Consider the following 290-nt stretch of genomic DNA (forward strand, 5'->3'; position numbering starts at 1 on the left):
AAGAATTCCATTTCCATTATGAAAATGAGTTCGGTGGGGTCCGAGACATCGATATTCCATTCGAGGGCTTGATTACCAACATTAACCGCCGCTACCGTGAAACCAATAGTGATTACACACGGACAGTCATGAAGACTTACATGAATGAATTGACCTGTGGGACCTGCCACGGCTATCGCCTCAATGACCAAGCTCTTTCTGTTAAAGTTGGTGGCGAGCAGGGACTTCATATCGGGCAGCTGTCTGACTTGTCCGTGGCGGATCATCTGGAAGTCATTGAAAATCTGACC

The 290-nt window shown here is 47.2% G+C and carries 1 pseudogene; it reads left to right on the forward strand.

Annotated elements, in window-relative coordinates:
• Positions 1-290, forward strand: a pseudogene (locus C1E99_RS01875) (excinuclease ABC subunit UvrA); the annotation flags it as partial.

The sequence above is a fragment of the Streptococcus suis genome, from assembly GCF_002964045.1.
Classification (GTDB): domain Bacteria; phylum Bacillota; class Bacilli; order Lactobacillales; family Streptococcaceae; genus Streptococcus; species Streptococcus suis_U.